Origin of the sequence: Pseudaeromonas sharmana (assembly GCF_042649925.1) — a bacterium.
GTDB classification, from domain to species: Bacteria; Pseudomonadota; Gammaproteobacteria; order Enterobacterales; family Aeromonadaceae; genus Pseudaeromonas; species Pseudaeromonas sharmana.
The window spans coordinates 319,950-346,457 of record NZ_JBHSAF010000014.1; the positions used below are offsets into that span (position 1 = coordinate 319,950).

The window sequence follows — 26,508 nt, forward strand, 5'->3', positions numbered from 1 at the left end:
CTTCCGGTATGACATCGCTAAGAGGTAGAGGTTCATCACACCGGTAAGGGGCCAATCGTGGCACTAGGCTCTGCATGTTAAGCAATTAGCCGCTGTGCGGCTTGCCAACCTTGTTGATAACCCGTGTCAAGGCGCTGTCGGTCTTGGGTCAGGCGCCCTACGGCAAATTCGGGGGGCGGCACCAGCAACTCAATGGTGCAATCTGCAGGGGGGTTGGCAATGAAATCCAGCGCGGCGTTGTAAGCCAGGTGGCGTTGCAACATGGCGGCGCACAGCGCCGGGTATTGCGCTAGCAGACGGCGCATCAGCCACGCAAATCGCGTTGGCCGTTTGCGATAGCCCCAATGGCGGGAGAGAACAATCGTCAAATGACGGGCACCACAAGCGTAGGCATGCTGTACCGGAATCGAATCAGCAACACCGCCGTCCGTGTAGGCCTCACCGTCAATCTCGACAAAGCCGCGATAGGCAATCGGTACAGAACATGAGGCTTTGGCGATGGTCATCGCCTCATCACCCTGGGCATGGAAATAGCATGCTTGGCCATCACGTACGCGCGTGGCCGCAATCCATAACGGAATAGGATTACTGGCAAAGCTGGGCATATCAAACGGTAGCTCAGAGAGACTCACTGGCCACAGCCAATCCAGATCCAGCCAATGGCCACCGCGTAGAAACCGCCCCAGTTGAATGAATTCCGGGCGGCAGGAAATATCGGTGATCACCCGATACGTCCGTCCGGGCTGATGAGATAGATAAGCGGCCAGCGCCGTCGAACCAGCCGAGACACCATAGCAGATGTCAAATGGCTGGAAACGGGCAGCCATGAACGCATCCAGCACACCGGCCGCGAAAATGCCACGCATGGCCCCGCCTTCAACAATCAATGCCCGTGAATGAAGGGGGAGCTTCGTCACCAGTCTACCCCTTGTTGAGCACGGATACCCGCGTCGAAGGCATGTTTGACATTCCGGACTTCACTTACAGTGTCAGCCATCTCTATCAAGCTGCGGTGACACCCGCGACCTGTAATCACCACGTGCTGCTGTGCAGGCCGCTGCCGCAAAACCGTTAGTACCTCGTCCAGATCCAGATAGTGGTAGGCCACCATGTAGGTCAGTTCGTCCAGCAGCACCAGCTGAATGTCTGGATCACACAGCAAGCGCTTGGCTTCTTGCCAAACCACTTGGGCAGCCGCCATGTCATGCTCACGATCTTGGGTATCCCAGGTAAAACCGGTTGCCATGATGTGAAAGGGGACGCCGTGGGATTGCAGCAATTCACGCTCCCCACATGCCCAGGTGCCCTTGATAAACTGGACAACTGCCGCCGTCAGGCCATGGCCAACGGCCCGACAGACGGTGCCAAATCCCGAGGTACTTTTGCCTTTACCATCACCGGTAATGATGATCAGTAACCCCCGGTCTTCTTGCGCCGCAGCGATGCGGGCATCCACATTTTCCTTCAGGCGCTGTTGGCGGATCTTATGCCGCTCATCTTGTTGATTCGACATCCGTCATCTCCGATAGGCCAAGTAGGTCTTTGATTTTATTCATATCTAGATGCTGAGCAACGCAATCGGCCAGACGATCAATAGCCGCTTGCTGTTGTTGGTGGTAATCAATTTCTTCCTGTGACTGGACGTCTACCCACGCCAGTAACTGATTCAGCATGGCCGGGGAATCAAACAGGCCGTGCAAGTAGCCGCCAGCTACCTGACCATCCTCGCTGATACAGCCGTCGGTTGAACCATCCACGCGACGCCATAATGGACGGGCATTCTCGGCAACATCCGTCACACCAAGATGAATCTCATAGCCGCTTACCGCGCAGGGCTCGTCTGTCAGCAGGCTAATTCCCTGTTCATTGCGCAACTGTTTTTGCACCTCAAGGGTCGTCTGCAACGGTAACCAGCCTAAAGCAGCACATTGACCGGGCGGACCCTCCATACCATGAGGATCCTCAATCGTTTGGCCCAACATCTGATAACCGCCGCAGATGCCGAACATCTTGCCACCATAACGCAGATGGCGAGCCAGTTGGGCAGGCCACCCATGGTGGCGCAGTGCCGCCAGATCAGCCATTACGTTCTTGCTGCCGGGCAGGATCACCAAATCACATGCCGGCAGCGGTTCATGCAAGGGGACAAATTGCAACTCAACCTGGGGATGCAGTGCCAGGGGATCGAAATCGGTATGGTTGCTGATGCGTGGCAACACGGGAACCACCACCCTGAGTAGCTGGGCATCTGTTGCGCTGTGCACGGTATGGGCTATCGCATCTTCAGCGGCGATACGCAGATCATGCAGATAGGGCAGTACCCCGAGAACAGGAATACCGGTTTGCTGTTCCAACCAGTCGAGACCGGATGTCAATAAGCGGATATCACCGCGAAACCGGTTGATGACAAAGCCTTTAACCCGTTGGCGCTCAGACTCGCTCAGTAATGCCAGGGTGCCGACCAGTTGGGCAAAAACACCGCCGCGGTCTATGTCTGCAATCAAGATGACCGGGCAGTCAACGGCTTCGGCAAAGCCCATGTTGGCGATATCGCCGTCCCGAAGATTAATTTCCGCCGGGCTGCCTGCTCCTTCGACAAGGAGGCATCGATAGTTTCGAGCCAGTCGCTGCCAGGAATCGAGCACGGCCTGCATCGCGCGTGGTTTGTAGCCGTGGTATGAGTCGGCCTCCATATCCGTGACGACACGGCCTTGCAGAATGACCTGACAACCGGTATCAGAATTGGGCTTAAGTAATACGGGATTAAAATGCACGCTGGGCTCAAGCCCCGCGGCCAAGGCCTGAACCGCTTGCGCGCGACCTATTTCGCCGCCTTCATGCGTCACCGCGCTGTTAAGCGCCATATTCTGTGGTTTGAACGGGGCGACGGCGATGCCTGAACGCGCCAGAATGCGACACAGAGCCGTCACCAGGGTGCTTTTACCCGCATCCGAGCTGGTCCCCTGAACCATCAAACAGCGCATCGCATCACGACTCATAACGGTAGTCTGCATAAGGAACCGCAATACGTCGCAGCTGGAACACAGGCCCCGAGGCCTGGTGCCAAATCCGGATCTCGCTGATCGACCCATAATCGATGGTAAAACGCTGGTATAGATCCCCCTGACGCCAATCGGCGTGTAACAGGTGAGCCAGGATGTTACGAATAACACCACCGTGACAGACAACAAACAGATCGTGGTCACGACTCAGGTCGATGAGCTGTTGCCAGGCACCCAGCACACGCTGCTGAAACTGTTCCAGTGACTCCGCCTCAGGCAACGGATTCTGGAATGGGTCTTGCCAAAAGCGCTCCAGCAACTCCCAATGCGGGGCTAAATCGCTAAACGGCATGCCATCGAAACGACCAAAGTCCATCTCCTGCAATGAGGTCAACGTCTGGAGCGGCCAGTGGTATTTCTGGCTCATCAGCTCAGCCATCCGCAAGCAGCGCTGCAAGGGTGAGCTGACCAGCGATTGACGCGGCATGTGTTGCGGGAGATGTTGGGTCCACTGTTCAAGACTGGTGTCATCCAGGCTTGCATCGGTATAGCCCAACATAGAGGTCGGCCAGTTGGGTTTGAGGTGGCGCATCAGGCGAATGGTTCGCCAGCTGGAATGGTTCATTTCAACCTCATCGGCAGTCCGGCTGTCACCAGCCAGACCTCATCGGCAAGACGCGCCATCGCCTGATTCAGCCAGCCGGCTTCATCGACAAAACGGCGATTGACTTCACCCAATGGTACTATGCCTAAACCCAGTTCGTTGGCAATCAGGATGACAGTCCCCTCTGCGTGTCGGAGGGCTTGCGCCAGCTCCTCTTTGTGTCGCGCCAGGGATGTATCGGGGCAGGGGACACCGTCATCATCGTGCAGACAGCGACAGAGCCAAAGAGTCAGGCAGTCAACCAGCAGACAGCGCTGCGTTGCAGCCTGTTCGGTGATGGCCGCCGCCAGTTCGCGGCCCGTTTCAACGGTGACCCAATGTGCCGGTCTGTCCGCCTGATGGCGCGCGATCCGCGCTTGCATCTCAGCGTCTCCGGCCCATGCTGTGACCAGACAGTGTACCTGCGCATAGTGCGCGGCACGTTGTTCGGCATAGGCTGACTTTCCCGAGCGGGCGCCACCAAGAATCAGTATTACGTTGGCCAAAGCAAGTAACCCTCCAACCAGGGTGCCAAAATAGCGCCACCTTGCTGCAATATGCCGAGCAGCGCAAGGTAACCTATCAACTCCATTATCTGTTGTCCTGCGCCCAGACAATCACCGGTGAATCCCCCCAGCTGAGCCAGTAAATAGCGACGGAGCGACCAGTGAAACAGCGCTCCCAACGACCACAGCAGCAGGGCAACCAGAGGTGAAAACAGCAAGGCGCTCACCGCGCCGGCAGAACACAGCAAAAATAGGGTATCGCGGCAGGATTGCCGCTCGGCCAGTGGTTTGGCCTTGCTGCCAGCAGCACGGACATAAGGCGTATCTGCAATCAAACTGCCGGCAATGGCGCGAGAAACAGTGTGCATGCCAATCAGCGCCCCGCAGAGGCCGGCTATGCCATGCTCGCCAATGCCAACCAGCAATTGCCATTTCAGCAACAGGCCGCCAAACAGGCTAACCGCGCCGTAGGTGCCGAGGCGGGAGTCTTTCATAATCGCTAACTTGCGCTCGGTATTAAGCCCACCACCGAGTCCATCCGCCATGTCGGCTAACCCGTCCTCATGAAACGCGCCCGTTAAACGTAATGAAAACAGCATGCCAAGGAGCACGGCAACATCCAGCGGCCACCATAACGCCGTGACCCAGGTGGTCACGGCCACGAGTATGCCGATACAGGTTCCAACCAGTGCAAAAAAAGCGCTGGCACGATTCAGGCGTTCCGGCGAAAAAGGAACCGCCGCCGGGATCGGCAGGCGACTGAAGAACGCCACCGCCAGACAGAAACGGATGAAATACTCCTTGCCACGCATCAGACGGTGACACCTGCATCGGCAAAGCTGGCCATATCGTTGTAGAAGCAGCATGCCGCACGCAGCAACGGCAAGGCCAATGCGGCTCCTGTGCCTTCGCCCAGCCGTAACCCCAGGTCGAGCAATGGCTGCGCATCGAGTGCGTTCAGCATACGGCCATGTGCCGCCTCGGCCGAGCCATGAGCGAAGATCATGTAGTCCCGACAGGCTGGCGCCAGCTGACATGCCAGCAAAGCAGCGGCCGTGACGATAAATCCATCCACCAGGATGGCGATGCCGGCCTCAGCGGCCCCCAGCATGGCGCCGGTAATCTGCACTATCTCAAAACCGCCCAATTCTGCCAGCAGCGTTTGTGGCGGGAGAGGCAAGTCTAAACGCGAGATGGCGGCCGTAATCAAAGCAATCTTGCGCTGGAGTTGACGATCATCGATGCCGGTGCCTCGACCCACACACGGCTCAACCGGTAACTGATACAGTGCCGCCAGCAAGGCCGACGCGGATGATGTATTGCCGATGCCCATTTCGCCACAAGCCAGCAGGTTACATCCCTGTTCTGCCAGCTTGTGTGCCAGCTCGGCACCCAGTTTCAAGCCAGCGTTCACCTGCTGCAGGCTCATCGCCGCGCGGACAGAGAAGTCCTGCGTCCCGGCGCCAAGCCGTTGCTGAATCAGGCGTGCATCTTCAAGCGGCTCCAGCATGCCGGCATCGACAACCTGCAAGGCCATGTCATGACAACGACAAAAGCAATTGACTGCGGCACCGCCACTTAAAAAGTTGAGCACCATCTGGCGAGTGACCGCACTGGGTGCAATGCTGATCCCCTGTTGCGCGATGCCATGATCCGCCGCAAACACCAACATAGTGGGCTGAGTGATCGTTATCTTATCCTGTCCCTGAATCAGGGCCAGTTGCAGCGCAATCTCTTCCATCCGCCCCAAGGCACCGAGTGGCTTGGTCTTGGTGTCGATGCGATGCTGGATCTGCGCTGTGCGCTCCTTGCTCACCGGACGAATGTTCCAGTATTCGCTCATACGGTACTCCTGAGTCTGAACAGATAAGATTGGCCAGCTATGTTACTGTCGAATAACACAGATTGCTCGCATCTTGTGATCTGACTTAGCTATGCAAGGAGAGAGCATGACGTCGTTTGGGGCACGCATCGATCAGTCCGCGGGGATTAAAGGCGCCAGCGGGCTTTGACGCAGCAGCGCCAGCGCATCAGCAAAAGCCAGGGTCTCTACCGCGTGCGTAAAGGTAGAAAACAGCTCTTCACCCAGTCGTGGCAGCAGATAACCGCGCAGCGCATCAAACTGGTCCAATGCCGCCAGATTTTGCTCCGCTAATTGCTGCACAAAACGTTGCAGTAACCTGTCGGTTGCCATGTCATCGTTTATTGCCGCAGGCAGCGCAGCCAGGTCGGCATGTTCAGTCAACCAGTGGTCTATGTCACCTCTTAGCTCATCAAGCGCAGCAAACAACTCGGGTAACAAATTGCTGTGATCCAGTGCCGTGTGGCCGCGGATGGATTGTTCAATCTGACGCGCCAGGCGTGCCAGGCGCTGTGCACCCAGAGTACCGGCGTGCCCCTTAAGGGTATGAACAATCCTGGCCGCTGTCTCCTTATCCTGCTGCTCCAGCACCGCCAACAACTGAGCATGCAATTGCTGACTTTCGTGTTGAAACTGGGTCAATAATCGCGATACCAGCGCTTCGTCGTCACCCAGCAACGTATGCAGACCTTGCAGATCACAGCTGCGCTCGTCGAGAGGGGAGCTCGCGCCGACATCAGTCTCATAACAGGCTGTTGGTGGCGTCGTGGCCTCGTCTGGCACAGCTGCTGAATCGGGAGCAAGATAGCGCTGCAAGGTCGCCAGCATGGCGTCCACATCAATCGGTTTGGCAATGATGTCGTTCATACCGACCTGCCTACAGGCTTGCTGCTCGCTGCTCATGACCCCGGCGGTCATGGCCAGAATTGGGATAGTCAATCCTAATTCTTGGCGGATCGCCTGGGTTGCCATGTACCCATCCATCAGCGGCATCTGCACGTCCATAAGCACGAGCGCATAGCGCGTGGGATGGGCCCGCAGCAAGTTAAGTGCTTCGATACCATTGCCAGCGACATCGACCTCGGCCCCATGGCTGGTGAGAATTCGACACGCGATGAGCTGGTTGACCTCGTTGTCCTCTACCAGCAATAGATGACGGCCTTGTAGCCGTGGGGCGACTGAATCTGTGGTGACAATCGTTGGCAGGGGGGGTGAGGGTGGCGTCGCGCTCGTCGCGACAGAGAGCTGCACCTCTTCGGTAACGGCCAGCAGGCTGCGGCAAGTCAGGGGCTGAGTGAGGATCCGATAGCGCCTGTCATCGACAAACTCAGGTAACCGCGTTTTTTCCGCGAGGTGGCATAGAATGATGGTCGGCAACGTCAGCGTCGGTAACACACGGGCCAGCTGCAGCCAGGCTCGGGTATCGGCCAGCGGAATATCGATTAACAACAACGATGGTTGCGCCTGCGCCGGCAGGTTAGCTAGTTCATCAATCTGCGTGACGCGTTGACAGTCGGCACCCAGCGTTTGCAGTGTCTGCTGATGGCAGCGGTATGCAGTATCAGACAGGCAGAGCAGCCAGGCCATCGTCCGCGCCAGCGGTAAAGGTGTTGCACTGGGCCGCCCAGGCATCATGGGCACTATGACGGTAAAGCAGCTGCCGGCACCGGCTTGACTGTGCACATCAATCTGTCCGCCCATCATCTCCGCCAGCCGGCGAGAGATGGCCAAGCCAAGCCCGGTCCCCCCAAATTGGCGGGTAGTGGAGGTATCTGCCTGGGTGAACGGGACAAATAGCCGGCTGGTTTGCTGTGCCGTCATGCCAATTCCCGTATCCGTGACTTCAAAACGCACCGTACATTGATGGGCTGCATCCAACGCCGCCGGCGCTGGCTGGATTGTCAGCATGACATGCCCGTGCTGGGTGAACTTGATGGCATTGCCGAGCAAGTTGAGCAGAATTTGTTGTAGTCGCAGCCCATCGGCAATCCAGACACGGGGTAACGCAGGATCAACCGCGATGTAAAGCGCCAGCTCCTTGTTGCCGGCGCTAACCGCCATGATGCCCGCCAGCCCCTCGATCATCTCATCCAGGTTAAACTCTGCGGGCGACAGCTCCATGCGGCCGGCTTCAATCTTCGAGAAGTCGAGAATATCGTTCAGGATCTGCAACAGCGAGCGCCCGGCGCTGCTAATCATATGTACATACTGGCGTTGCTGACCTTCAAGTGGGGTGCCATCCAGCAGATATGCCATGCCGAGGACAGCATTGAGCGGTGTGCGGATTTCATGACTCATGTTGGCCAGGAAGGCACTCTTGGCGCGACTGGCGGCCTCGGCTTGTTCCTTGGCCAGAAGCAGCTCCGATTGGGTTTGCTTCAGGGGAGAGATATCTTTGGCGATGCTGAGAAAGCCGCTGATCAAACCATCGGTATCGCGGATCGGTGTCACTGTCATCAGCACCGTAAGACGACTGCGATCCTTGCGGATAAAGCTCCATTCCCGAACTTCGTGACCATGACGAATGGCCTGGCTGACAAATACGGCAAAGCCAGAAACCGGGTGTCCGGCCTCTTCGGTCAATGCTAGCCCGCGGGAGACGACCTCTTGGAGATCGTGTAAAAACAGCGGTGTCCGCAAGCCGACCACTTCAGAAGCCTCATAGCCCAACATGCGTTCGGCACCGGAGTTGAAAAGGGTAATCATCCCCTCGGCATTGGTGACGATGATGGCTATCTCGCTCGCGGCGTTGATCACCCCCTGCAACTCGGCGCGCGCGCTAAGCAACGCCTGCTCGGCCGCTTTATGAGCAGAGATGTCACGCATCATTCCGGTATAGAAACGCTCTCCGTTACTGCTGATCTCGGCGACCGATAACTCGATAGGGAAGAGGCGGCCACTACGATGACAAGCCATGAGTTCGCGGCGGGTACCCATCAGGGTAGTGTTACCGGTTTCCTGGTAGCGCCGGACATAGCTGGCATGGCGCTCCTTATGCGGAGAGGGCATTAATAACGCAATATCCTCACCAATCACCTCAGACTCGCGATAACCAAACATTTGCTCTGCGGCTGCATTGAAGGAATGGATCCGGCTGTGACTGTCCATGGTCACAATGGCATCGACCGCACAATCCAGAATGGCCCGCAGTCGATTCTCGCTATGTTGAATCGCCTGCTCAATCAGGGCGCGCTCTGTGACATCCTGACTCACGCCGTAGATCCGCGTGACCTCACCTTGCTCGTTGTATTCGAGCTCTGCATGGTCCTCAATCCAGATGACGGCACCGTCACGACGAATTAGCCGATACATTTCGCAATAGCCATGTCGTTCGGCGATCGCGGCGGCAATTACCGCCTCAAGCCGCGGGCGATCCTCTGGATGTACCGCCTGCATCCAGACAGCCTGGCTCGGTATTGTCTCAGACCGCTGACAACCGATAATGTGATAGACCTCCTCCGTCCACCAGTGCTCCGTGCCATCCAGGTGCCACTCCCAGGCTCCGGCATGGGCAATGCTCAATGCCAGACGCAGGCGGTTTGCCTGATCTCGCAGGGCTTCATCCGCAGCCTTTCGTTCACTGATATCATCAACCTGGATGATCAGTTCATAGGGATGGCCATTGGCATAGCGCAAGACGGAGACCCGGACATTGACCCAAACTGCCAGGCCGCCTTTGCGCAGGTACCTTTTCTCAAAGGTGTAGTGGTCAATTTCTCCATTCTGCAGCTGTCTCAAGCTGGTTTGTGCCTGTTCCAGATCCTCGGGATGGCTGAGTTCTGGCGCCATTTTTCCCAATAACTCCTCACGTTGATAGCCAAGCAACTGACACAGACAGGCATTAGCTTCGATAATCACGCCATCCAGCGTGGTCAAAGCAAAGCCGGTGGCGGCAAATTCCAATGCCCCGCGCATGCGTGCTTCACTCTCGTGACCGCGATGAGCCGAACGCGACATCAGCTCTGACATCAGTCCAATCAGCTGCAGTGAAAACAGGGTCAAGGATGTCGCGATCCAGAATGGTATCGAGCCCATTTGGCTAATCGCCAACGGTTTGGGCATCAGCCCGGTTCGCACCAGAAACACCAGGCAGAAGAAAGTCAACATGGTGGTACAGGATGCAAAAAATGCACCATGGCGAAAGACAATGAAGGCAAGACCAAAGGTGAGATATATAAAAGGATGCGAATTGAGCAGCAGGATCGGCAGTGCAATCAGTAAAGCAAGTAACCACGCGGCAATGTAATGGCGGGCAGCTGGCCAATGGCAAAGACGTAGCAAACGCCGCCGATTGGTCTTCAACAGCGGGATCAGCAAACACAAGGCGGTAAAACTGCGCTCCAACCAGCGCAGAAACAGCGCCTCAAGGGGCATCATGGCTGATGGTTGTGCCAACGGTGAGGGATGAGCCAAGCGGACTAACGCCTCTATCGCCAACGTGGTTGGCAGCGCCAGTAGCACAAAACAGGCAAGCAATTTCAATGTCATCAGCTGATCGATTTGCTCATCCTGCAACGGCCGCACTGGTCGCCATGTTGCCGCCGCGACGCCTAAACCAGCCAGATGGGCCACCACAAACCAGAATGCGGGGAGCCCCAACGGCTGCTGTGTTAATACCAAGGCTGCGGCAGCTAGCGCATACGCAACGATAAGATTGCCGGCTCGACTAAATTGCCAGCGTAAAAGCATCACGAACGCCAGCAATTGGCCGATGGTTTCACTGCCGGGGATATGGCAGATCAGAGCCAAGTGTCCACCTGCCACTGTCCCTATCAGTAGCCATAGCCCCATGTAGAGATCCCGGGCCGGTATTGAAAGCCCACCCTTACGCCACATCATGGATCCTGGGGTGCCTGGAACAGACAGACACAATCACGCCCCTGGTGTTTTGCGGCATAAAGCGCCTGATCACAGTGTTGGACCATCTGCAGCGGGGAGAGCGAGGCATCAGGGATGGCAGCCGTAACGCCGACACTGACGGTGACGATGCCCAGCTCTGCTGCCTGATGAGGCAGTGCGAGGCGGTGAATTTGCTCACGCAACCAATGGCCATACTTGAGTGTCTGTTGGGCGTCCGAGTTGGGCAAAATAACGATAAACTCCTCGCCACCATAACGACACACGGACTCTGCCGGGCGGCGTGAGGAAGCAACAATGGCGTGGGCTATATGCCGCAGGCAGTCATCTCCTTGCAAGTGACCGTATAAGTCGTTGTAACGCTTGAAAAAATCCACATCCAGCATGGCAATCCCCAGCGGCATGCGCGTGCGCTGGTGACGGCGGAACTCGACACTTAACATGTCGTCAAACGCGCGGCGATTGAATACCCCGGTCATGCCGTCCCGATTGGCCAGTTGCCTTAACTTGTCAGATTGTTGTTTCAACGTCAGGTGGGTACGTACGCGGGCGCGCACAACAGGCGGGTTTAACGGTTTGCTGATAAAGTCGACGGCGCCGGCTTCGAGTGCGCGGACTTCATGTTCCATACTTTGGTGTGATGTCACAAAGATGATGGCAGCATCACTCAGCGCCGGATCTTGCTTGAGATGCTGACAGACTTCGTAACCATTCATGGCCGGCATCTCAACATCCAGCAGAATCAGATCAGGCTGCTTATCCCGCGCAATCTGCAACGCGTCTTGGCCACATGTGGCAAAAAAAATTTCGCCCATATTGTGCAGAACATGGGCCAGAAATCGCAGATTGGTTGGGCTATCGTCGACCAGCAACATGCGAGCCGGCAAGGCCGTTTGATCACACTCCAAAGCGCAGCACCAGATGGAGAGAGCATGTAGCAAGGTATAGGAGAATATGCGCTAAGTTGCTAATGAGTCGACAATTTTTCAGAGGTAAATCAAATATGCCGCCGTCAATCCAGATGCAGGTACTTGTGCATTTGCACCGATAGACGCCAATTGCGCTCTATGCAAATCTGCACCGCCAATGCGGTAGCTCGTGGCTGTTGACTGATGGGTTGCAGACAGATCACCTTGTTATGTGGCTGAGGGCAGCGCGCAAGCAGCGCATCGAGTTGCTGGATGTGTTTTTCCATGGCCACTGGATGTTTAATTTCTTGAGCCATGGCCAGTACCGAATCCAGAACTTCGAAGCCACCTTTCATGCCGATTTTGGGGGAGAGCGTAACCCAGCAGCCGGGATCGGCTTCGACAGGGAAGGTCCCACTGGTTTCGATCTGAATCGTAAAACCGGCATCGATCAGGGCGATGGTGAGAGGCAGCAAATCATACTGGCACGGTTCGCCGCCCGTCAGCACTATGTGTTTGGCGCTATAGCCCAGATGCCGGATCGATCCCAGAATCTGCTGTGGTGTCATCTTGCACCAGCTGCTGGAGCAGTTTGAACGCCCGACCAATCGTTCCGGTGTGACTTCCAATTGCGGATCCAGTGTCCAGGTGTGGCGGGTATCACACCAGGAACAGCCAACGGGACAACCTTGCAAACGGACAAACACAGCAGGGACGCCGGTAAAATACCCTTCGCCTTGAATACTCTGGAATATTTCATTAACCGGGTAGCGGATTGTCATCGGCACGGCCTCATCTTATTCAGGCAACCGTCAATAGCGACTGGCTGCGGCCGGCAAGACTACCAGAAGCCTGAAGAGGCGAGAAGCACCCTTAAGCTATCTGGTGGTCTAATTGGTGACTCGCCAGAAAGACCTGCCCCTTGCCGTGACGCTTCACTTCATACAGGGCGCGGTCAGCGCGCTGCAACAGGCCGACTTCATCCAGGGTGCCATTCTGTTCATCCAGGGTATCGGAGACACCAATGGAACAATTGAGCCAGCGATCCTGCGGCAAAATCACCTCACGTCCCAGGTGGTTGGCCAGCGCATCGGTGTAGCCTTGCTGTAACGCTAGCAGCTCGATGATGCGACGTAACGGAATCATGGCTTCGTCAGCGCGGGTGTGCGGGAACAGAATCAGGAATTCATCCCCCCCCCAACGACAGCAGATATCAAAATCACGAAGCGCTTCAACCAACAGGTCTGCAAACCAGCAGAGCAAACGGTCACCGGCCTCATGGCCGAATGAATCGTTGTAATATTTGAAGTTGTCCAGATCGACAAAAGCCAGTGCCAGATAAGGGTGTTCAGAGCCATAGCGGCCTATGCGCTTGAGTTCATTGCGCAGAATGGCCTGGAATGACTGACGGTTACGCAAGCCGGTCAACGTATCCGTTGAGCTCAGCTCGATCAGTTGTCGGCGCTGTCGCAAGTTCACCAACTGGCCGGCGAGCTGGTTACCGATAAACTGCAAAATATCCCGATCTGATTTATTCAACGGCGCACTGTCGGCAAATGTCAGCAGTAACATCTCGCCGATCTGGCGTTGTCCTTCCAAGAGCGGGTGGCCTAATACCGAAGAAAAACGGACCGCCTTCGGCGAATCGGGATCATCATGCGCAGGCACCTCGCCATTGAACAGCAAGCGCGTGGTTTGATGATGACCGAGCCAATCGCTCAAGCGTTGACCGTCCAGTGTGCTATCAGGCACCTGACTGAACTGGGCAAGCTCAACCACCTGCTTGTCCTCATTGACCAGCAAGAAACCCGCTTGCGCATTGAAATGGGTACAGATCAGACGCAAGGTTTCTGCGGCTATCTGCTGCTCACTGTCCAGATCCACCGCCAGCTGCTGCAAGGTGGCCAGCAATCGCATTTCATGCACACGCTGCCAAAGCTGATTCATGCGCTGCTCCTGGCGAACCAGATGCAGCAGTTGGTCGAGCTCCAGCTTAGGCGGTTGCAGGCCAGCAAATGCAGCTGGCAACTCATCTTGGTGCCAGAAATGCACCAGGCGTTTGAGGTGCAATGCAAATTGCGCCTGGCTGCAGAGCCGACTGGCTGAGTGCAGATGTGAATAGGCGAGGGCAGTTTCGTTAAGCTGGCGGTGGAGTCGGATGGCCACTTCATGCCATAGCAGTTGATGATGAATATTCAGCTCGGCCAGTTGCGTCTCGGCCTGCTTGGCTTTTTCCATCTCCAATAGCGCTGCCGAATAATTTTGATGATGCGCTTCTATTCTAGCCTTGAGAATCGGCCGGATATATTTTCCCTCAGATGATATAGAAATATCGAGATTATAGCTTCTTTCCAGATCCTGTTCGGCACGGCTCCATTCGCCCTGGTTAATATGAATCATGCATTGCAGCAGTAACACATCATGTGAATTACGGAATGGGAAATAATTGGTGCCACGAATGCGCAACATCTCACGCAGCGTATTCACAACCATGAGGGCGCTATCATTTTCTCGTACTTCTGCGTATAACCATGCGAGGTTGTACAGGCTGATTGTAATTTCCGAAAAATCATTCAATCGCAGGACGGTATTTAATGCCAGCAAATAATACCGGTGAGCTTCGGTATATTTCTCACGCTGACACAATATATAGCCAATCCCGTTACGAATTCTTGCCAATTCGCCAGGTACATTCAACTTCTCGCGTAGATACTCACTGATGCGAAAACAACGTAATGCACTGTGGTGGCGTCCCATCTTGTTATAAATGATCCCGCGACTGTGAAACGCCGCGGCCAGGTCCGTCTCGTAGTGATAATGTCGCGCCAGCTGGATGGCTTCTACCGAACAATCCAACGCCGTATGCAAGTCCAGCTTGACCTCAAAGGGAACCTGAGCATAGAGATTTCTGAGGACATAGATACGGCCGCTAATCATCTGATGAATTTCAAGCTGAATCAGGAGTTGGCGCAAACGCTCCACGCCAAAGGGGACGTTAGCTTTATCACTGGCAACAAAATGACAGAACAGGGCTTTGGTCTGTAATAAATCATCGTCGATGGCACTTGCTAACTTTATTGCCAATTGACTGTAACGCATTGCTGATGTCAGGTCTGAGCGGAATATATGCGTGGTGGCTAGCTCACGATAGGCACAACATAAATTGGCTGAATTGCTATTCTGTTGTGCTATCTCTAATAATCTATCGAAGGTGACAATCGCATCTTCATAATTTCCACAATAGAGCTGTGCTCGGCCGTGACATAAGAGTAATTGCCAAACGAAAGTGCCATCTTGATTGGCTATATTACTCTCGAGACGTTGAACCTGAATGGTTGTTGCGTCGACGGCCTCTTGAAAACAAAGCAGATCGATCAACTGTTCACAACGTTTTAATGCCTCATAATCATGACTGACCCCGGCATGAGTTAAGCCAGGCCAGTTCATAAATGGTGCCGAAGAGGTATCAAATTCGTGAGGATAAATAATGCCGCGGCTATCAATGACACTCAGCCACTGCTCCCAATGTTGCTGACGGTTTTCATCGATATGCTGGAAAGCCGGGTCAATTCCAATCACCATCAAAAAATTGCCAGCATGATTGTATTGCAGCAACTCCTCTATCAATTTCAGCCCAGCAGAGCCTGCAAACTGTATTCCTGTTACCAACAACAACTGTGGCTCGCCTGTTGCGAGCAGAGACAGCAGGCGAATTAAAATCTGCCGAATGCGAATGGATTGAAACGCGAGATCATCCGGGAGGGGAAATTCCAGGCGATATGTATCACGACCTGACAAATAATCCTGGATTAAGGAGCGTTCAACGCCATGCAGCTCCATTTCATCAAGCGCATCCTCCAACAACGTCATCCCATGTCGCTGCAGCAATGCCTTCAATATGGGCATTAACGGCGAATAGGGCTCATGGATATCAAGCTCGGTCATGCGCCATCTGATAGGCGAGATGCTTCGCTGCAGGCAGTACTCGTCCAGTACGGAGCGAAGGAGAGCTCCTGCACGGCTATGCACGAATACACAATCACCGTGTTTGTGTTGAGCATACTGCCAATGTTTATCCAGCCAATTTTCAAATTTGAGCGTCACAACCGTACCCACATCCCACGCAACAAAATCTATGTTACGCAGCAAGATGTTTGCCTTTCAAATAAATTCGTCAATAACGCGGCATTGATCATATCGACGACTTGATTAGTTGTCTGGATCACATTTTTCCGAGTTTTTATTTCATTTTTTATTTCAGCCACGAACAAAAATGTTGCGCCATAACTCTCAAAAATAAAATGAAATGGGCTGGAAAACATATTTCATGTCCGTGCGGGATATACCGATAATCCGTAATTTCCGATTATAACCATCGGCACTTTCAAGGAGCGTTATTAATTTTAAGCGAATGCGATGATGTCGAGTGGCCATGACCTGGCAGGGCATCCGCCGCAGTAACATAAGTGCCGCTACGTGAAAAAGTTGCCAGCTGCAGGGGGATTACTGGCAACTTTTTACGTAGCGCTACGCCCGTGTCTGGATCACACATCGTCCGCTGTCACACATAAGTGCGGTGTTCGTTGAACAGGCAAGACATCGACATGCGAGAATGGCTAAATCGCCGATCCTAATTGCGCGCCATCGCAAGGAAGCACACGCTGACACGCCGTAAACCCATCCATGGGAGCTTCACCGCGCCATCCCAGGCGCATAAGGGTCAGCTTAGCGCTACCTGAGTCAATGTCGTGCGTGATCTATTATTCGGAACAGCTACTTAGATGTCTACGACACACCGATCGAGCGCAAGCCCGTGGACATGACAATAACTCGATACATGATTTAACATAATATACATTATGCGAAATTTATTCTGGGAGTGGCTTATGGCTTAGCCATTGGCTCGGCATCTGTAAGTGCATAAATATTGCAACCATATGAATTTTATAAAATTTGAGCTCGCCATCTATCTGGTGGTCATGATGCGGATCTGCGGCCAAGATGCTATGCTGCTGCTGTTTTGATCATCTTGACCCCATTGTCTACCGGAACTTCCTATGACTACCAGTATTCTGATCATCTTTTGTCTCATCGTTGCCAGTGCTTTTTTTACGGCTTCCGAGATCGCCTTTGCCGCCAGCCGTCGGCTAAAACTGCAGCAACTGGTGGATGACGGTGAACAAAAAGCCGCACAACTGCTCGCATTGAAACAACACCCGGGACACTTTTTTACTGTGGTGACGATCGGTCTCAATGCTGTCGCGATCCTGGCGGGTATTCTTGGTGAGTCGGCCTTGACACCATATATCCGCGACACGCTGCAGCCATGGCTGGCGGCCAATCTGCTCGAACAAGTCAGCTCCTTGTTGTCGTTTATCTCGGTGACCGCGTTATTTGTACTGTTTGCAGATCTGATTCCCAAACGCGTCGCCATGATGATTCCTGAATCGTTGGCACTGGTCATCGTACGACCGATGCGCTTGTTGCTGCTGATTTGTCATCCCCTGGTCTGGATGTTCAACGGACTAGCCAGCACAATCTTGCGGCTGTTTAACCTGCATGGCCAACATCAAGACGAAATCACCCCAGATGATGTCTATGCCATGGTGGCAGCCGGTGCCGAATCTGGCGCCTTGCGCAAACAAGAGCATCAATTGATAGAAAACGTGTTTGAACTGGACACACGCACCGTACCTTCAGCCATGACCGCACGGGATAGCATCATTTTTCTCGACCATGCGGACGATGAACATACAATCAAAGCCAAGATTTCCGCTAACCCACACTCCAAGTTCCTGGTCTGCGAGGATGTCATCGACCGGGTGATTGGCATTGTCGATAGCAAAGACATTCTGTTGCACATCATCCAGGATCAGCGCATCTCACTGCGTAGCGAAACCTTGTTACGTACGCCGTTGATGATTCCCGATACCCTGACCCTCTCCGAGACCCTCGACAGCTTCAACGCCAGCCGCCAGGATTTTGCCATTGTCCTCAACGAATACGCTCTCGTTGTCGGGATTATTACGTTAAATGATGTTATGAATACGCTGATGGGAGATCTGGTCTCTCCTTATATGATTGAAGAGCAGATTATTCAGCGTGATGAACACTCCTGGTTGATTGATGGTACCACTCCGATTGACGATGTGATGCGGGCGTTGGCCATTGATGAATTTCCTCATTCCGAAAACTACGAAACGATTGCCGGTTTCATGATGTTTACGTTGCGCAAAATTCCCAAGCGCACTGATTCAATTCAATTTGCCGGCTACAAGTTCGAAGTGGTCGATATCGACAGTTACAAGATTGACCAGTTGTTGGTCACCAAGACCCCTGCCCCAACCAGCACGGAGAGCAGTAATGATTGATGTCGCCCAATCTAGCGAACGCGCGGCACTGCAGGCCTGGCGGCGAGATTTTCATCGTCATCCAGAACCCGCCTGGTGCGAATACCGGACTACCTCGCTGATTTGTAAGGCATTATCAGAGGCAGGTTATGATATTCGAATTGGCGAACAGTTCCTTTCCTCATCCATGGTGATGGGGCGCGAAGTTGATGAAGAGCAGGAGAAACTGCGCGCGCTGGCACAAGGTGCGGACCCGGAGTGGTTATCACGACTGTCGCTAACGGGGCTCATGGCGGTGCTTGATACCGGCCGCCCCGGCCCTTGCCTGGCACTGCGCGTCGATCTGGATGCCGTTCGGCTGGGTGAGTGTTGTGCTGATCACCACACACCTCAACAACAGGGTTTTGCCTCGTTATCTGCGGGTGTCATGCATGCCTGTGCCCATGACGCCCACGCTGCCATCGCACTGGTGCTGGCACAACTGCTGGCCAGCTACCGCGACACCTTGTGTGGCAAAATCAAACTCATTTTCCAGCCAGCGGAGGAAGGTTGCCGTGCTGGCAAGGCAGTGGCGGCCAGCGGTCAACTGGACGATATCGATCAGTTGTTGGCCATCCATCTGGGTATTCATGCCAAGAGTGGTGAACTCGTGGTCTGTCCGGAAGGCTTTCTCAGTTCGACCAAGTTTGATGTCGAGTTTATCGGTAAACCCGCGCATGCCGGGCTGGAGCCCAATGCCGGGGCCAATGCACTGAGTGCGGCCTGTCTGGCAGTCAATCAGATGCTGGCCATCCCGCCTCACCGTGACGGCATGACACGTATCAATATCGGTCATCTTCGGGCCGGCCAAGAGCGGAATGTGATCCCCGCCTATGCGTTTTTGCAAGGGGAAACCCGCGGTGCCACATCACAGCTGAATGACTATGTTTTCTCCGCCGTTCAGCGCATCGTGCAGGGCGTCGCCATGGCCCATGGCGTTGACTATATGATTCGCCGTCAGGGCGAGGCGATCTCGATTCAAAACAGCCCGGCGCTGGTACATACCCTGACTCTGCTGGGTGATGAGCTGGGGTTTGATGTCATTCATAGTCGCCCGTTCGGAGCCAGTGATGATGCCGGTTTCTTGATTGACAGGGTTCAACGCCGAGCAGGACAAGCGGCCTATCTGGTGATCGGTGCCGACCTCAGCGCAGGACACCATACCGATCAATTTGATTTTGATGAAGAGATCATGGCTCGGGCGCTCAATCTGTTATTCCACTGGTTTGCCCGAAATCTGACGCCTTCAGTCGGCCAGACCGCTTAGTACTGTGTTTGCGGTACGATTTCCACCCGGCGGTTGCGGGCTCGGCCTTCCATCGACTCATTGGAAGCTACAGGCGCATTCTCTCCATACGACTCTGTGCTCATCCGCCGCGGATCCACCCCCTGTTGCTGCAGATAGAGGGCGCTGTTGATCGCTCGCCGATCACCCAGCGCCTGATTGTATTCTTGGCTGCCAACACTATCGGTGTGCCCCTGGATCCGTAATGCCTCTGCCGAATCCAGCTCGTAGCGCGCAACACAATCAAGCACCGCAACAGCCTCAGTGCGGAGGCTGGCACTATCAAAATCGAACGGCAATGCAGAGACCGAAAGCGTATCACCCGCGCCGATCGCGAGTTTATCTTCACAACCAGCGGGGATCGATGACGTCAACGCCGGCGGACTATCCAGCCATAATATCTCGTCTCCGGGCTGAACCGAGACGCTATCCTGAGTTGCACAGCCGGCTAGCAGCAACAAGAGCCACACCATAAGGTACGTGGATGAGGTTGTGTGACGCATGAATGGCCTCCCCTGGTCAAAATTACTTACACTCGAAATAGAGTGCCACCAACTGTCAGCCATTGAAACCAGTAACAGGATCCCCATCTTGTGAAAAGGCTTATCGATAAGGGTGAACAGGATGAGTAACGAAACCAAAAACGATCATGCGCCCAATGCTCTGATCCTGTCGGGTCAGGAACGTCCTTCTCAGCTCTACGTCATTCCGATTTTCGGTCGGCCGTTTCTGCCGGCGCAGGTATTGCCAGTGCAGATCCAGGCCGAACCATGGCAAAAGACCATAGAACGAGTCGCCAACACACCTCACAAGATGATGGCCCTGTTCCGGGTTGATGATGCACAAGATCGCGACAAACCCTTGCCCGACATCACGCCACAGACCGGCTGTGCTGTCAGGATCCTGCATGCCAGCGCAGGGGATGGTGAAATGCAGTTTGTGGCTGAAGGCATCGACAGGGTTGAGATCGTCAACTGGCTAACCCACAAGCCCCCCTATCTGGTGGAGGTTCGTTATCCGGAGTCGCATGCAGATAGCTCGGCTCCAGATACAGAAATCAAGGCCTATGCCATGGCGTTGATTTCTGCGATCAAGGAACTGTTGCCTATCAATCCGCTCTATAGCGAAGAGCTTAAGCAGTATCTCAACCGCTTTAATCCTAATGATCCCTCTCCGTTGGCGGACTGTGCCGCGGCGATCACCACCGCCACTGGAGACGAGCTACAGGATATTCTCGCCACGACGCCCTTGCTGGAACGCATGAAAAAATCGCTGGCACTGGTTAAGAAAGAGATCGAAGTCGCCAAACTGCAGAACCAGATCCGAGACGAGGTAAACCGCAGCATCAATGATCGACAACGCGAATTTTTCCTTCGCGAACAGCTCAAAGTGATTCAGCGCGAGCTGGGGTTGGAAAAGGATGACAAAACAGCGGAAGTGGAAACATTCATCAAGCGCATGCAGGAGCGGAGTGTGCCGGAGGGCGTGCAACAGCGTTTTGATGAGGAGATCAGCAAGTTAAAAATTCTCGAGGCCGGCTCACCGGAATACGCCGTGACCCGGAATTACCTGGACTGGATCAGCCAGGTACCCTGGGGCTGTTTACATGCAGACAAGATCGATCTGCGTAAGGCACGCAAGATCCTCGATGCCGACCACGATGGGCTGGAAGACGTCAAACAGCGCATCATCGAATTTCTGGCGGTAGGTGCCTTCAAGCAGGATATCAGTGGCGCCATCATGTTGCTGGTTGGTCCGCCCGGGGTGGGTAAAACCTCGATTGGCCATTCAGTCGCCCGAGCACTGGGGCGACCGTTTTACCGTTTCAGTGTCGGGGGGATGCGTGATGAAGCAGAGATCAAAGGTCATCGGCGCACCTATATTGGCGCCCTGCCCGGCAAGCTGGTACAGGCTTTGAAAGAGAGCAAGGTGATGAATCCGGTCATCATGCTCGATGAGATCGACAAGATTGGCATCAGCCATCAGGGCGATCCCGCCTCTGCGCTGCTCGAAACCCTGGATCCGGAACAGAATCATCATTTTCTGGATCACTATCTGGATGTGCGACTGGACTTGTCCAAATGTCTCTTCATCTGCACGGCCAACACCCTGGATTCGATCCCGGGACCATTATTAGATCGCATGGACATGATTCGGTTATCCGGTTACCTGTCAGAGGAGAAGCTGGCAATTGCACGTCACCATTTGTGGCCGCGTCAGCTGGAGCAGGCCGGGGTGTCACGCAAACAGCTCAAAATCAGCGATGGGGCTATCCGACGCATCATCGATGGTTATGCCCGTGAGTCCGGTGTCCGCAACCTGGAGAAACAACTGGCGAAAATAGTCCGCAAGTCGGTGGTTCGTCTGCTGAACGACAAAGCAGAGCAGATGGTCATCAAGGCCGCAGATGTCGAGGAGTACCTTGGTAGCCCATTGTTCCGCAAGGAGAAATCACTTAGCGGTGTCGGAATCGTCACCGGCTTGGCGTGGACCGCTATGGGAGGGGCTACCTTGCCGGTTGAGGCGACGGTGGTCAATCAACTCGGAAGAGGCTTCAAATTAACCGGCCAGTTGGGTGAAGTCATGCGCGAATCTGCGGAGTTGGCATATAGCTATCTGGCTGGCAATCTCAAACAATATCATGCAGATGCCCATTTCTTTGACCAGGCGTTGATCCATCTGCATGTACCGGAAGGAGCAACGCCGAAGGATGGGCCAAGTGCGGGGATCACCATGGCCTCCTCACTGTTGTCGCTGGCACTCAATCGACCGCCGCGCAAGGGGCTGGCCATGACCGGTGAGCTGACATTAACCGGACATGTGCTGGCTATTGGCGGGGTACGGGAGAAAGTGATCGCGGCCAAGCGTCAAGCCATTCATGAGTTAATCCTGCCCGAAGCCAATCGAGGCGATGTGGAAGAGTTGCCATCCTATGTCAGGGCGGGTATGACGTTCCACTTCGCCAGGCATTTCCATGAGGTCGCGGCCATCGTATTTGCCATCAACTAGCCGTCAATCACAGAGGAGGTCTCGCCTCCTCTTTTATCTTGTAAACACGAGTCCTTATTTTCACAGCAATAACAGCCAGTTGAGCCATACTTTGCATAGTCACAACACAGCCAATCCCAGCGCTGGAGCTGTTCATGGGTATCGACCTCTCTATTCGCATCAGCAAGGGGCATTGCCGCCGCCTTGGAGCCAATATCGAACAGCAAGGCGTCAATTTTGCGCTCTGGGCACGGTTGGCAAGCGGTGTTGAACTGTTGTTGTTTGCCTCGCCCGATGATCCGGACCCAACGGTTATCAAGCTGTCTCCCCATGTCAATCGTACCGCCTACTACTGGCATGTGCACATCAAAGGCTTGGGCGATGGGCAGCTATATGGTTGGCGTGTCAATGGGCCATGGCGTCCGTATGAGGGCACGCGTTTCGACCCACACAAGGTATTGATTGACCCTTATAGTCGCGAGGTCGTACTGGGGCAAAACTACGATCGCTGGGCCGCTGCGCGCGAGGGAGATAATGTTGCCAGTTGTGCCAAAAGTGCGGTCGTGGCGCTGGAGGACTACGATTGGTCAGATGATGTGGCGCCACAGCATCAGCTCTCCCGATCTGTGATTTATGAGCTGCATGTGGGTGGTTTTACCCGGGATCCATCCAGCGGTGTCGACACGCCACGCCAGGGTACCTATGCCGGCTTGATAGAGAAAATTCCCCATCTAAAGGCACTGGGGGTCACCGCTGTCGAGTTATTACCAGTCTTCCAGTTTGATCCTCAGGACGCCCCCGCTGGCAAGGATAACTACTGGGGATATGGCCCCATGTCCTTCTTCGCACCGCATAACGGTTATTCGAGTGATAAACGTATCAAGGGCGCAATCAATGAGTTTCGGGACATGGTCAAGGCGCTGCATAAAGCCGGCATAGAAGTCATCCTGGATGTCGTCTATAACCACACGGCGGAAGGTGGTGACGATGGTCCTATCTTCTGTTTCCGCGGGATAGATCATGAGGTCTACTACATTCTGGACCCCACTTCCCGCCTGAATACAAACTACTCAGGCTGTGGTAATACCCTGAATGGCTCCCACGCTGTCACCAAACAGGTGATCATAGAAAGCCTGCGCTATTGGCGCGAGCATATGCATGTCGATGGTTTTCGCTTTGATTTGGCGTCGATTCTATCGCGCGATGAAGAAGGCAAGCCGCTCGTCTCCCCCCCGACCCTGCTGGCCATTGATGCAGATCCGGTGCTGGCCGACTGCAAGATGATTGCTGAAGCCTGGGACGCTGGCGGGCTGTATCAGGTAGGGTCGCTGGCTGGCTCTCGCTGGCGGGAATGGAACGGACAATTTAGAGATGACGTGCGTCGGTTCATCAAGGGCGATGCCGACACCGTTAGCCGATTTGCCAACCGCATGACCGGTAGCCCTGATATCTACCAATTCAACCATTCAGACCCAGAAAAAAGCATTAACTTCATTACCTGCCATGATGGATTCACACTCTGGGATCTGGTCAGCTACAACCAAAAGCACAATCAGGCAAACGGCGAGGATAACCGCGATGGCATGAACGATAACCACAGCTGGAATCACGGTTGTGAAGGTGAAACGGATAACCAGGCGATCAACCAACTCCGCCTGCGCCAATGCAAGAACCTGATCACGGCGAACCTGCTTTCAATCGGCACCCCTATGCTGTTAATGGGGGATGAGTTTTTGCGCAGCCAACAGGGTAACAATAATGTTTACTGTCAAAATAGCCGATTAAGCTGGATGAACTGGAATCCGAATGCACAGCAGTTGCAGATGCAGCGCTTTATGCGTGAACTGGTCAAATACCGCAAACTGCTATTCAGCCGCTCGCGCCAGGAGGGTCTTCAGGTCTCGCTGGCCGAGATCCTGCATCGTTCTGAAATTTGCTGGCATGGCGTTCAAGCCTATGCCCCAGATTGGAGTAATCAATCGCACTGCATTGCAATGTCGGCGATATCGCTGGATGTGAAATTTGCCATCTATATGATTTTCAACGCTTATTGGCTTCCTCTGACCTTCAATCTACCTCTGCCACCGCAGGAAATTGAAGGCAGTTGGCAACGGATCCTGGATACCGGTTTGCCCTCACCAGACGATATCACGCCGTTAGGCCAGGCATTAAGCGATGTACCTGGGCATTATGAAGCCAAACCACGATCCGCCTGCCTGTTTGTATGTGGGCAACTGGCTAATAGTGGGCACTAGTTCAACGCGTTAGCCTTGCTGACGTGCCAGGCCGATCACGCGAGCAAACAGTTGCCGTAACAGTAAGGGCATGTTCTCCGCTCCCGCCCGTTCTGCGGCCTCTACAACACACAATGCCAATGCGGGTTTGCTCCTATGGTTAATGGCGCGCTCGATGATCTTCCCGGCGGGTAAAGATGGTAACTGCCGCGACATACCAGCCTCGCGACGATAGACCTCTTCAAAACCATGATGAAACAAAAAATGTTCAATATCATGTGCAGGCAATAGTGTAAGACGATCCTTTTCCCGTTCGCCCTTAAGATGGCTGCGGACAGAGGCGGCATACTTCATGCCTGCCGGATCGCCATCTGCCAACAAATGCCACTCAATACCGAGATCTCGAGCCGCTTTGATCAGGGGTGAGACACCACATTGCGCGAATTCGATGATTCGAACCCCCTCACTGCGCAGACTGTAACCGCATATTGCCGCCAACTCCGACAACAGCCAGATTTCAGTCTCGCCTTCAACCAGCAGCCAGCAGCGTGCAAACAGAGACATGGGGCGATTAAGGCGTACATGAAAGGCGATGCGCCGCAGATCTTCTGCGCTGAATTGCTCATCGTTCAGATTAAAGGCCAACGTTTCATGTGCGCGGCGCACGAGCCGCCGGATCTGGCCCAGCGGAATCGTACTTAACAGGTCACCCGAATTGGTCGTCAGAATTTTCTGGCCCGGCAGTTGTTCAAATAATCCCCATGCCAAGGCCAACATCGTAGGATGTAGCCGGCTTTCCGGGTCTTCAAGGATCAGGATTGGTCTCGACTCGGGATCAATCTCCCTGTCTCCACGGGCATTGAGTAACGCGCCGCCTAATGCCGCCATCGCCAGCTTAACCGCTCGACCATTGGCACTGTGCAGCAGCTCCTGCAGCGAATTAAGACCACGCAGATTGGTGGGTTTGGTGACAATATCCCGAGCACTGCGAGGTCGCATGCGGATGGGTGGCACGTTACTGAGATAATGGCTCATCAAATGGTGTATCGCGGCCATGCCCTGTTGCAGCGTTGGTGCATCAAGCCCTGTCGCCTCTTCGTCGAGGATCTGGCGGGAGACCTGCGCTAACTGACTGGCCCACTCCTCACCCAAGGAACCGCTAGTATCGCGGGCACTGCGGGTGTCACGTAACCGCAATACCGGATTCATTAGCATCAACAGATGCAATAACTTGTCAGTGTCATCCAGCTGCAGAGTGCGTCCGAATTGGTCAAGGAAACCATGTTCGGAGGCTACGTTGTCATCCGCCAGCCAATCGGCAGCGGCGCGGTAATAGATGCGATGAACACCATCACGGCCTTTGCACCAGATGGGCTTAAGACGACACAGCCGCGAGGAGTGGACACAGATATCGGGCTTATACTCGCGAAACGTGAGAATCAGTTGTAGATGTCTTGCGATAGGCAGCTCTGGATCATCAGGGCAATGAAAATCGGCGATCTCGAATTCGTAAGGCGTTTCGCCCTGCCCCAGCAGGCTCCACAGCGCACGCAACAAACTGGTTTTACCCCAGGTGTTCTCACCGATCAGTGCGGTTGTCTGTTGAAACGTCACAGAGAGACGATGGATACCCCGAAATCCAAGTACTTCAATTCTTTCGAGAAACATACTGCCACCACCGTTTTCTTTGATGGTGGCAAAGCTGTTTCAGAAATACCAGCCGTCTGCTGGTATTTCTTTAGCGCGAGCTCACTTTTGCTGGAGGCTCGATGTCAGACTGGCGTTGATTGACAGTCAATGCGTCACCATTCCAGACTGCAAACCAAAGATGACGT

At 54.4% G+C, this 26,508-nt stretch carries 17 protein-coding genes; 4 read left to right on the forward strand and 13 right to left on the reverse strand.

Translation table 11 applies throughout. From position 1 onward, the window contains the following. Window positions 1-77: 77 nt before the first annotated feature. The 11 genes from ACFOSS_RS11255 to ACFOSS_RS11305 all read right to left on the reverse strand — a co-directional run bounded on the left by ACFOSS_RS11255 (window position 78) and on the right by ACFOSS_RS11305 (window position 15,722). Window positions 78-917, reverse strand: coding sequence for a patatin-like phospholipase family protein (locus ACFOSS_RS11255; RefSeq protein ID WP_377152503.1), 840 nt, complete (start codon window positions 915-917; stop codon window positions 78-80). Continuing rightward, window positions 914-1,513: a cob(I)yrinic acid a,c-diamide adenosyltransferase gene (cobO, locus tag ACFOSS_RS11260; RefSeq protein ID WP_377152504.1), complete on the reverse strand. Its 600-nt coding sequence runs from the start codon at window positions 1,511-1,513 to the stop codon at window positions 914-916. Before cobO ends, ACFOSS_RS11255 begins: the two co-directional genes overlap by 4 nt. Beyond that, window positions 1,494-3,014: a cobyric acid synthase gene (locus tag ACFOSS_RS11265; protein ID WP_377152505.1), complete on the reverse strand. Its 1,521-nt coding sequence runs from the start codon at window positions 3,012-3,014 to the stop codon at window positions 1,494-1,496. The genes cobO and ACFOSS_RS11265 overlap by 20 nt, the downstream gene beginning before the upstream one ends. Beyond that, window positions 2,989-3,627 carry a histidine phosphatase family protein gene (locus ACFOSS_RS11270; protein ID WP_377152507.1) on the reverse strand — a complete coding sequence of 213 codons (639 nt, stop codon included), beginning with the start codon at window positions 3,625-3,627 and terminating at the stop codon, window positions 2,989-2,991. Before ACFOSS_RS11270 ends, ACFOSS_RS11265 begins: the two co-directional genes overlap by 26 nt. After that, complete coding sequence (gene cobU, locus ACFOSS_RS11275; RefSeq protein WP_377152509.1) at window positions 3,624-4,151, reverse strand: bifunctional adenosylcobinamide kinase/adenosylcobinamide-phosphate guanylyltransferase; 528 nt, start codon at window positions 4,149-4,151, stop codon at window positions 3,624-3,626. Before cobU ends, ACFOSS_RS11270 begins: the two co-directional genes overlap by 4 nt. Further along, window positions 4,139-4,963 (reverse strand): adenosylcobinamide-GDP ribazoletransferase, encoded by an 825-nt coding sequence (locus ACFOSS_RS11280; RefSeq protein ID WP_377152512.1) that lies wholly within the window; start codon window positions 4,961-4,963, stop codon window positions 4,139-4,141. Before ACFOSS_RS11280 ends, cobU begins: the two co-directional genes overlap by 13 nt. After that, window positions 4,963-5,994, reverse strand: coding sequence for a nicotinate-nucleotide--dimethylbenzimidazole phosphoribosyltransferase (gene cobT / locus ACFOSS_RS11285; RefSeq protein ID WP_377152514.1), 1,032 nt, complete (start codon window positions 5,992-5,994; stop codon window positions 4,963-4,965). The genes ACFOSS_RS11280 and cobT overlap by 1 nt, the downstream gene beginning before the upstream one ends. Before the next feature lie 132 nt (window positions 5,995-6,126). Then, window positions 6,127-10,848, reverse strand: coding sequence for a PAS domain S-box protein (locus tag ACFOSS_RS11290; RefSeq protein ID WP_377152516.1), 4,722 nt, complete (start codon window positions 10,846-10,848; stop codon window positions 6,127-6,129). Further along, window positions 10,848-11,777, reverse strand: a complete 930-nt coding sequence (locus ACFOSS_RS11295; protein ID WP_377152519.1) for a GGDEF domain-containing response regulator — start codon at window positions 11,775-11,777, stop codon at window positions 10,848-10,850. The genes ACFOSS_RS11290 and ACFOSS_RS11295 overlap by 1 nt, the downstream gene beginning before the upstream one ends. 104 nt (window positions 11,778-11,881) lie before the next feature. Beyond that, a complete protein-coding gene (gene queE, locus ACFOSS_RS11300; protein ID WP_377153909.1) occupies window positions 11,882-12,553 on the reverse strand; it encodes a 7-carboxy-7-deazaguanine synthase QueE in 672 nt (223 codons plus the stop codon). A gap of 97 nt (window positions 12,554-12,650) precedes the next feature. Further along, window positions 12,651-15,722 carry a diguanylate cyclase gene (locus tag ACFOSS_RS11305; RefSeq protein WP_377152521.1) on the reverse strand — a complete coding sequence of 1,024 codons (3,072 nt, stop codon included), beginning with the start codon at window positions 15,720-15,722 and terminating at the stop codon, window positions 12,651-12,653. 1,112 nt (window positions 15,723-16,834) lie between these two features. Here ACFOSS_RS11305 and ACFOSS_RS11310 point away from each other — a divergent pair. Then, on the forward strand, window positions 16,835-18,148 hold the full coding sequence (locus ACFOSS_RS11310) for a hemolysin family protein (RefSeq protein ID WP_377152524.1): 1,314 nt from the start codon (window positions 16,835-16,837) through the stop codon (window positions 18,146-18,148). Beyond that, entirely contained in the window at window positions 18,141-19,433 is a 1,293-nt protein-coding gene (locus ACFOSS_RS11315) for an amidohydrolase (RefSeq protein WP_377152526.1), read from the forward strand. Before ACFOSS_RS11310 ends, ACFOSS_RS11315 begins: the two co-directional genes overlap by 8 nt. Here the strand turns inward: ACFOSS_RS11315 and ACFOSS_RS11320 are convergent. Beyond that, entirely contained in the window at window positions 19,430-19,954 is a 525-nt protein-coding gene (locus ACFOSS_RS11320; protein ID WP_377152528.1) for an OmpA family protein, read from the reverse strand. The two genes, ACFOSS_RS11315 and ACFOSS_RS11320, sit on opposite strands and share 4 nt — an antisense overlap. Before the next feature lie 121 nt (window positions 19,955-20,075). Here ACFOSS_RS11320 and lon point away from each other — a divergent pair, with 121 nt between their 5' ends. Together lon and glgX are read left to right on the forward strand one after the other, a co-directional pair. After that, window positions 20,076-22,460, forward strand: coding sequence for an endopeptidase La (gene lon, locus ACFOSS_RS11325; RefSeq protein ID WP_377152530.1), 2,385 nt, complete (start codon window positions 20,076-20,078; stop codon window positions 22,458-22,460). A 152-nt stretch (window positions 22,461-22,612) separates the two neighbouring features. Then, window positions 22,613-24,694: a glycogen debranching protein GlgX gene (glgX, locus tag ACFOSS_RS11330; RefSeq protein WP_377153912.1), complete on the forward strand. Its 2,082-nt coding sequence runs from the start codon at window positions 22,613-22,615 to the stop codon at window positions 24,692-24,694. A gap of 9 nt (window positions 24,695-24,703) precedes the next feature. On the opposite strand, the gene ACFOSS_RS11335 is transcribed toward glgX, so the two are convergent. Continuing rightward, window positions 24,704-26,341 (reverse strand): DUF2813 domain-containing protein, encoded by a 1,638-nt coding sequence (locus tag ACFOSS_RS11335; RefSeq protein WP_377152532.1) that lies wholly within the window; start codon window positions 26,339-26,341, stop codon window positions 24,704-24,706. Window positions 26,342-26,508: the final 167 nt, after the last annotated feature.

Coding starts and splice junctions, on each gene's coding strand:
- cobO (WP_377152504.1), bottom strand. CDS start 1,513: ATGTCGAATCAACAAGATGAGCGGCATAAGATCCGCCAACAGCGCCTG.
- ACFOSS_RS11265 (WP_377152505.1), bottom strand. CDS start 3,014: ATGCAGACTACCGTTATGAGTCGTGATGCGATGCGCTGTTTGATGGTT.
- ACFOSS_RS11270 (WP_377152507.1), bottom strand. CDS start 3,627: ATGAACCATTCCAGCTGGCGAACCATTCGCCTGATGCGCCACCTCAAA.
- ACFOSS_RS11280 (WP_377152512.1), bottom strand. CDS start 4,963: ATGCGTGGCAAGGAGTATTTCATCCGTTTCTGTCTGGCGGTGGCGTTC.
- cobT (WP_377152514.1), bottom strand. CDS start 5,994: ATGAGCGAATACTGGAACATTCGTCCGGTGAGCAAGGAGCGCACAGCG.
- ACFOSS_RS11290 (WP_377152516.1), bottom strand. CDS start 10,848: ATGTGGCGTAAGGGTGGGCTTTCAATACCGGCCCGGGATCTCTACATG.
- ACFOSS_RS11305 (WP_377152521.1), bottom strand. CDS start 15,722: ATGACCGAGCTTGATATCCATGAGCCCTATTCGCCGTTAATGCCCATA.
- ACFOSS_RS11310 (WP_377152524.1), top strand. CDS start 16,835: ATGACTACCAGTATTCTGATCATCTTTTGTCTCATCGTTGCCAGTGCT.
- ACFOSS_RS11315 (WP_377152526.1), top strand. CDS start 18,141: ATGATTGATGTCGCCCAATCTAGCGAACGCGCGGCACTGCAGGCCTGG.
- ACFOSS_RS11320 (WP_377152528.1), bottom strand. CDS start 19,954: ATGCGTCACACAACCTCATCCACGTACCTTATGGTGTGGCTCTTGTTG.
- lon (WP_377152530.1), top strand. CDS start 20,076: ATGAGTAACGAAACCAAAAACGATCATGCGCCCAATGCTCTGATCCTG.
- ACFOSS_RS11335 (WP_377152532.1), bottom strand. CDS start 26,341: ATGTTTCTCGAAAGAATTGAAGTACTTGGATTTCGGGGTATCCATCGT.